The organism is Tissierella carlieri (assembly GCF_018917285.1).
GTDB classification, from domain to species: Bacteria; Bacillota; Clostridia; order Tissierellales; family Tissierellaceae; genus Tissierella; species Tissierella carlieri.
Genome location: NZ_JAHLOH010000019.1, coordinates 180032 through 186665, shown reverse-complemented (window position 1 = coordinate 186665; position 6634 = coordinate 180032). Strand labels below are relative to the sequence as shown.

Annotated in this window: 5 protein-coding genes; all 5 read right to left on the bottom strand. The window is 30.8% G+C overall.

Annotated features, from left to right (window positions below; translation table 11 throughout):
• Nucleotides 1-592: 592 nt before the first annotated feature.
• Complete coding sequence (locus KQI38_RS05195) at nucleotides 593-1384, bottom strand: SigB/SigF/SigG family RNA polymerase sigma factor (protein WP_216556619.1); 792 nt, start codon at nucleotides 1382-1384, stop codon at nucleotides 593-595.
• The gene (locus KQI38_RS05190; protein ID WP_216556617.1) at nucleotides 1381-1758 is read right to left on the bottom strand and encodes an ATP-binding protein; all 378 of its coding nucleotides are present in this window, start codon (nucleotides 1756-1758) and stop codon (nucleotides 1381-1383) included. Before KQI38_RS05190 ends, KQI38_RS05195 begins: the two co-directional genes overlap by 4 nt.
• Entirely contained in the window at nucleotides 1751-2080 is a 330-nt protein-coding gene (locus tag KQI38_RS05185) for an STAS domain-containing protein (RefSeq protein ID WP_216556615.1), read from the bottom strand. Before KQI38_RS05185 ends, KQI38_RS05190 begins: the two co-directional genes overlap by 8 nt.
• Before the next feature lie 168 nt (nucleotides 2081-2248).
• Complete coding sequence (gyrA, locus tag KQI38_RS05180) at nucleotides 2249-4672, bottom strand: DNA gyrase subunit A (RefSeq protein ID WP_216556613.1); 2424 nt, start codon at nucleotides 4670-4672, stop codon at nucleotides 2249-2251.
• Between the two features lie 10 nt (nucleotides 4673-4682).
• Nucleotides 4683-6611, bottom strand: a complete 1929-nt coding sequence (gene gyrB / locus KQI38_RS05175) for a DNA topoisomerase (ATP-hydrolyzing) subunit B (protein ID WP_216556611.1) — start codon at nucleotides 6609-6611, stop codon at nucleotides 4683-4685.
• Between the last annotated feature and the right edge of the window lie 23 nt (nucleotides 6612-6634).

Sequence of the window (6634 nt, the reverse complement as noted above, 5' to 3'; positions counted from 1 at the left end):
GATCAAACTCTCATAAAAAAGTCTGATTAGCTCAAAATTTAGCTAGCTTTAAAAAGCTAATTTGTTACTTGTGTGTTTTATGATTCAAAGTTACTCACACTGTTTAGTTGTCTAGGTTCTCGCAGTTTCGCAACTCAAATCTATTTACTCGCTACGCTCGTATAGATTTGGCGCTCATTGCCTTTGACCTACCTACAACTCGCTTACGCTCATTGGGTTAGGTCATAACCACCTCGTCGAGGTGACTTACTTAGTATAGCAAACTTTCCGTTTGCTGTCAACTGTTTTTTAAAACTTTTTTTAAATCATTTTGTTGATTTATAAAGGTTTTTGTCACAGCCGACTTTTACTATCATACTCTCTTTCGAGAGACTTGTCAACTGTTTTTTTGAACTTTTTTTAAATCTTTAATTTGATTTGTTTTGTTCAATGTCACAGCCGACTTTTACTATGATACTCTCTTTAGTGATTAAAGTCAATACTTATTTTAAAAAAGTTTTGTTTTCTTTAGAAATATTGATTTTAGTAGCTTTTTAATAAATAATCTTCGAATAAATTCGAAGATTATTTATTAATAATACATTATTGTTTATTATATCATTGTTCTTTCTATTTCTTTCCTTAGCTTTTCTAAAACTCTTTTTTCTATCCTAGATACTGTCATTTGAGATATATCTAACATTTTAGCTATAGAAACTTGAGTTTTTTTATTAAAATATCTTTCAATCAATATTTGTTTTTCTACATCATTTAACTTCTCCATAGTCTTAACTAAAAAATCATTATTCTCAATTCTACTAAAATAGTGATCCTCTTCTCCAATTAGGTCTGCTAAATTAACATCTTTATCTTCATTGTTTGAATCATAAGTCACATCTAAAGATTGAGGAGTATATACCTTACTTGCTTCCATGGCCTCTAATATCTCTTCTTCTGAACATTTTAGATAATTTGCTATATCTTCAACTGTAGGTGACCTTTGTAACTGTTGGGATAAAAATACCTTTGCATTATTTATCTTCTTAGATAATTCTTGTATTCTTCTAGGTACTCTTATGGTCCACCCCTTATCTCTAAAGTATTTCTTTATTTCTCCTATTATAGTTGGAGTTGCAAAGCTAGAAAATTCATAACCTTTATCTATATCATACCTATCTATAGCATATATAAGTCCAATGCAAGCCACTTGATATATATCGTCATACTCTATACCCCTATTTGCGTATTTTTTTGATAAAATCTCTGCTATATATATATGTTTTTCAATTAATTTATCTCTAGTATCCTTGTCCTTATTTTGACTATAGGATTTAAATAAGTTTTTAATCTCTGTTTTGTCTTTTAATTCTTTATTTTCTCTTTCATCTTGCCCCTTATTAGTCATTGATCATCATCCTCTATATACTTGATCATTTTTATTCCGTCTCCATTAAATACAACTTCATCCATCAATGACTTTATAATTAATAAACCTAATTCTCTTTCTTTTCTTTCATCCAAGTCTTCAGGTATATTTTCACTAACGTTTGTTACCTCTATAGATAATTTTTCTTCATCTATTTCAAATACTAAAGATATTTCTTCTCCATCATTTAACATAAGGGAGTTAACACAAGCTTCTCCTATAGAAACTTTAATATCCTCTATATCATCTACATTTAATCCCATACTATGTGCTATTCCTGAGGTAGTAAGCCTAACTAAACTAATATAATCTGGCTTTCTAGGTATTGTGAAGCTTATTACATCTTTATTCATCCTTTTCACCTCTTATAATAAACAACTTATCTAATTCTGTAATATCAAATATTTTTCTTATATTTGGCTTAATATTTGATAAATAAATTTTGTATTCATTATCTTTAAGCTTTTTCAAAATAGATATTAACGCTCCTAATCCCGTACTATCGACATAATTTAGATTTTCTCCATCTATTAATATATCTGTTTGTTTACTACTAAAATGTTTCAATATCTCCTCTTTAAATTTTGGAGAAGTATAGATATCTATTTCTCCCTCTGGCAAAAATACCCACTGATTTTCTTTCTCATCAAACTTTACTTGTATATTTAGAGACATTACAAACCCTCCTTTATCTACATAACAATATGTATTAATTTTATAATAAAAATAGTTTAATGTAAAGCAAAATACCCGGATTTAGAAATTTTTACCTAAAAAGAAATCCTTTATCCATTCAGTATAAAAATACCTGAACGAAATAAAGGATTGTAATTGATTATTACATTATTCTTCTTCTACATATTTTGCTACAGCTACTACCCTATCATCTTTCATCTTCATGAGAGTAACTCCTTGGGTACTTCTACCCATGATAGAAATATCTTTAGCTATAAGTCTAATAATTGTACCCGTAAATGAAATTATCAATAATTCATCATTGTCATCTACAACCTTAGCTGAAACTATATCACCAGTTTTTTCTTTTATGTTATAAGTTATTAGTCCTTTTCCTCCCCTATTTTGAATTTTATACTCATCTAGTGAAGTTCTCTTTCCAAATCCATATTCTGAAATAACTAATAACTTCTTACCTTCTTCAACTAATTCCATAGCTACAACCTGATCATTATCTCTTAGACTAATGGCTTTTACTCCCATGGCAGATCTTCCCATTTCTCTAACATCATTTTCATCAAATCTGATAGACATACCTTTTTTGGTTACTACAATCATTTCTCTACTTCCATTTGTTTTTCTAACACCTATTAATTCATCACTATCCCTTAGACTAATAGCTATAATACCATTCTTTCTGATATTTTCAAAATTATCTAAGCTGGTCTTTTTAATGATACCTTCTTTAGTAATGAAAACAAGATTACTCTCTGTAGTATTCTTATCTATAGGTACTATAGCATTTACCTTTTCATCACCTGTTAAATTTAATAGATTTATTATAGCTGTTCCTTTTGCCTGTCTACCACCTTCAGGAATCTCGTATGCCTTTAAAGAGAACACTTTACCCTTATTGGTAAAGAATAATATTGTATCATGAGTTGAAGTAATATATAGGTCCTCTACGAAATCTTCTTCCCTAGTCGTTAAAGCTACTATTCCCTTTCCGCCTCTTTTCTGAGTCTTATAAGTATACTCCGGAGTTCTCTTTATATAACCGAAATGAGTTAATGTAATTACAACATCTTCTTCTTCAATCATATCTTCTATATCTATCTCATCAGCAGAAGGCATTATTCTAGTTCTTCTTGGATCTCCATACTTTTCTTTTATTTCAATTAGTTCTTCTTTAATTATTTGATATACTAATCTTTCATTAGCTAGTATTTCTCTAAACCTATTAATTTCTTTTATCAATGCTTCATATTCTTCTTCTAATTTTTCTCTTTCTAGACCTGTTAAACGTCTAAGTCTCATATCTAATATTGCCTGAGACTGCTTATCTGATAACCCAAAGCTATCCATTAAAGCTTCTTTGGCTATAGCTTCAGTCTTAGATGATCTTATTATACGTATTACCTCATCTATATTATCTAATGCTATTTTTAATCCTTCTACTATGTGAGCTCTTTCTTCTGCCTTAGCTAAGTCATATTGAGTTCTTCTAGTTATTATATCTTTTTGATGAGCTATATAATGAGTCAACATTTGCTTTAGATCAAGGATTTTTGGTTCATCATTTACTAAAGCCAGCATTATTACCCCAAAAGTAGTTTGTAATTGAGTATGCTTATATAGATTATTTAATACTACATTTGGATTTGCATCTCTTTTAATCTCTATAACTACTCTCATACCTTCTCTATCAGATTCATCCCTTAGATCAGATATTCCTTCTAATTTTTTATCTCTAACATATTCAGCTATCTTTTCAATTAAATTAGCTTTATTAACTTGATAAGGAAGTTCAGTTACTATGATTCTATGTCTTCCCTTATTTGTTTCTTCTATTTCAGTAACTGCTCTTACTGTTATTTTACCTCTTCCTGTTTTATAAGCAGATTTTATACCCTCTTTACCCATTATATGACCAGCTGTTGGAAAATCTGGTCCTTTTATTGATGTCATTAATTCTTCAACATCAGCATCAGGATTATCTATAAGTACTATAGCACCATCGATTACTTCTTTTAGATTATGAGGAGGAATATTTGTTGCCATTCCTACAGCTATACCTGAAGAACCATTAACTAATAAATTAGGAAATCTACTTGGTAAAACTACAGGCTCTTTTAATGTTTCATCAAAGTTTGGTCTGTAATCTATAGTATCTTTTCCTATATCCCTTAGCATTTCCATCGCAAGCTTAGTCATTCTCGCCTCTGTATAACGCATAGCAGCAGCTTCATCACCATCTATAGATCCAAAGTTTCCATGACCATCTACTAACGGATATCTAATATTGAAATCCTGTGCAAGTCTTACCATTGCATCATAAACTGAGCTATCCCCATGAGGATGATACTTACCTAGTACGTCCCCGACAACCCTAGCAGACTTTCTGTAGGGTTTATCTGGCCCCATACCAAGCTCATCCATAGCATAGATTATCCTTCTATGAACAGGCTTTAGTCCATCACGTACATCTGGTAAAGCACGGCTCATAATTACACTCATGGAATAGTCTAAGTAGGATTTCTTCATTTCCTGTTCAATATTTATTTCTACTATATTGTCAAATTCTCTATCCATACTTGACCTCCTATATATCTAAATTTTTTACAAACTTAGCATTCTCTTCAATAAATTCTCTTCTTGGTTGTACTTTATCACCCATTAAAGTTGTAAATACTTCATCAGCTGCCACCGCATCCTCTAAAGTTACTTTTAATAGTGTTCTTGTTTCTGGATTCATAGTTGTATCCCAAAGTTGTTCTGGGTTCATTTCTCCAAGACCTTTATATCTTTGAATAGCATAGTTAGATCTACCTATTTCCTCTAACAAATCATCTAATTCCTTATCACTATATACATAATGCTCTTGTCTACTTTTAGTTACTTTATAAAGTGGTGGCTGAGCAATATATATATGTCCATTATCTATTAACTCTTTCATATATCTATAGAAGAAAGTTAATAGTAGAGTTCTAATATGTGCACCATCTACGTCGGCGTCAGTCATCAATATTATTTTTCCATATCTTAATTTTTCTATATTAAAATCTTCACCAATACCTGTTCCAAAGGCTGTAATCATAATTTTTATTTCCTCTGAACTTAATATCTTATCCAATCTAGCCTTCTCTACATTTAATATCTTTCCTCTTAGGGGTAATATAGCCTGAAATTTCTTATCTCTACCTTGCTTTGCACTACCACCAGCTGAATTTCCCTCTACTAGATATATCTCTGTAGTCTCTAAATCAGAGTCTTGACAATCTGCTAATTTCCCAGGTAATGTAGTATTCTCTAATACACTCTTTCTTCTAGTTAAATCTCTTGCCTTTCTAGCAGCTTCTCTTGCCCTTTGAGAAGATATGGCCTTTTCTAATATTATTTTTGCCTCTCTAGGATTTTCTTCTAAATATATATTTAAATAATCATATGTTAAAGTTTCAACTATACCTCTTGTCTCACTATTTCCTAGTTTACTTTTAGTTTGACCTTCAAATTGGGGTTCCATTAACTTAACTGATAATATACCTGTCAAACCTTCTCTTACATCATCTCCGCTAAGATTCTCCTCTTTTTCTTTTATAATTCCATACTTTCTACCATAGTCATTCATGACCCTAGTTAAAGCTGTTCTAAATCCTGATAAATGTGTTCCACCCTCTGGAGTGTTTATATTATTTGCAAAGGTAAATATATTTTCTGTATATCCATCAGTATATTGTAATGCTAATTCTACAGTTGTTCCATCTTTTTCTCCCTCATAATATACTATATCTTTTTGTATAGGAGTTTTATTTTTGTTTATATACTCTACGAAAGATTTTATTCCACCTTCATAATGGAATTCTTTTGTTTTTCCTTCTCTCTCATCTTCTAATATAATTTTGATTCCTTTATTTAAAAATGCCATTTCTCTAAATCTATGTTCTAGGGTTTCAAAACTAAATATTACAGTCTCAAATATTTCTGCATCTGGTTTGAAATGGATAGTTGTACCTGTTTCATCAGAATCTCCTATAGTTTCAAGTTCTGTTTTTGCTAATCCTCTTTCAAATTTTTGCATATATTCTTTACCATTTCTTCTTACCTTAGCTACTAGCCACTCAGATAGTGCATTTACTACAGAAACCCCAACACCATGTAGCCCACCAGATACTTTATATGCACCATTGTTAAACTTACCACCTGCATGTAATATAGTTAAAACAGTCTCTACAGTAGATTTTCCTGTTTGTGGATGTTTTTCAACTGGTATTCCACTACCATTATCTGATACTTTTACTGAGTTATCATCAAAAATAGTGACCCTAATGGTGTCACAAATTCCCGCTAAAGCCTCATCTATACTATTATCTACTACTTCATATACTAAATGGTGAAGTCCTTTTGGTCCTGTACTGCCTATATACATACCTGGTCTTTTTCTTACTGGCTCTAGACCTGTAAGTACTTGGATATCTTGAGCTGTATAATGTCTATCATTGTTACCATTTATCCCATTTTTTTCATTGGCCATTAAATTACCTCCAATCTAATATT

What these genes read in the sequence shown, in the direction of transcription:
- KQI38_RS05195 (WP_216556619.1), bottom strand. Translation starts at nt 1,384, where the DNA reads ATGACTAATAAGGGGCAAGATGAAAGAGAAAATAAAGAATTAAAAGAC.
- KQI38_RS05190 (WP_216556617.1), bottom strand. Translation starts at nt 1,758, where the DNA reads ATGAATAAAGATGTAATAAGCTTCACAATACCTAGAAAGCCAGATTAT.
- KQI38_RS05185 (WP_216556615.1), bottom strand. Translation starts at nt 2,080, where the DNA reads ATGTCTCTAAATATACAAGTAAAGTTTGATGAGAAAGAAAATCAGTGG.
- gyrA (WP_216556613.1), bottom strand. Translation starts at nt 4,672, where the DNA reads ATGGATAGAGAATTTGACAATATAGTAGAAATAAATATTGAACAGGAA.
- gyrB (WP_216556611.1), bottom strand. Translation starts at nt 6,611, where the DNA reads ATGGCCAATGAAAAAAATGGGATAAATGGTAACAATGATAGACATTAT.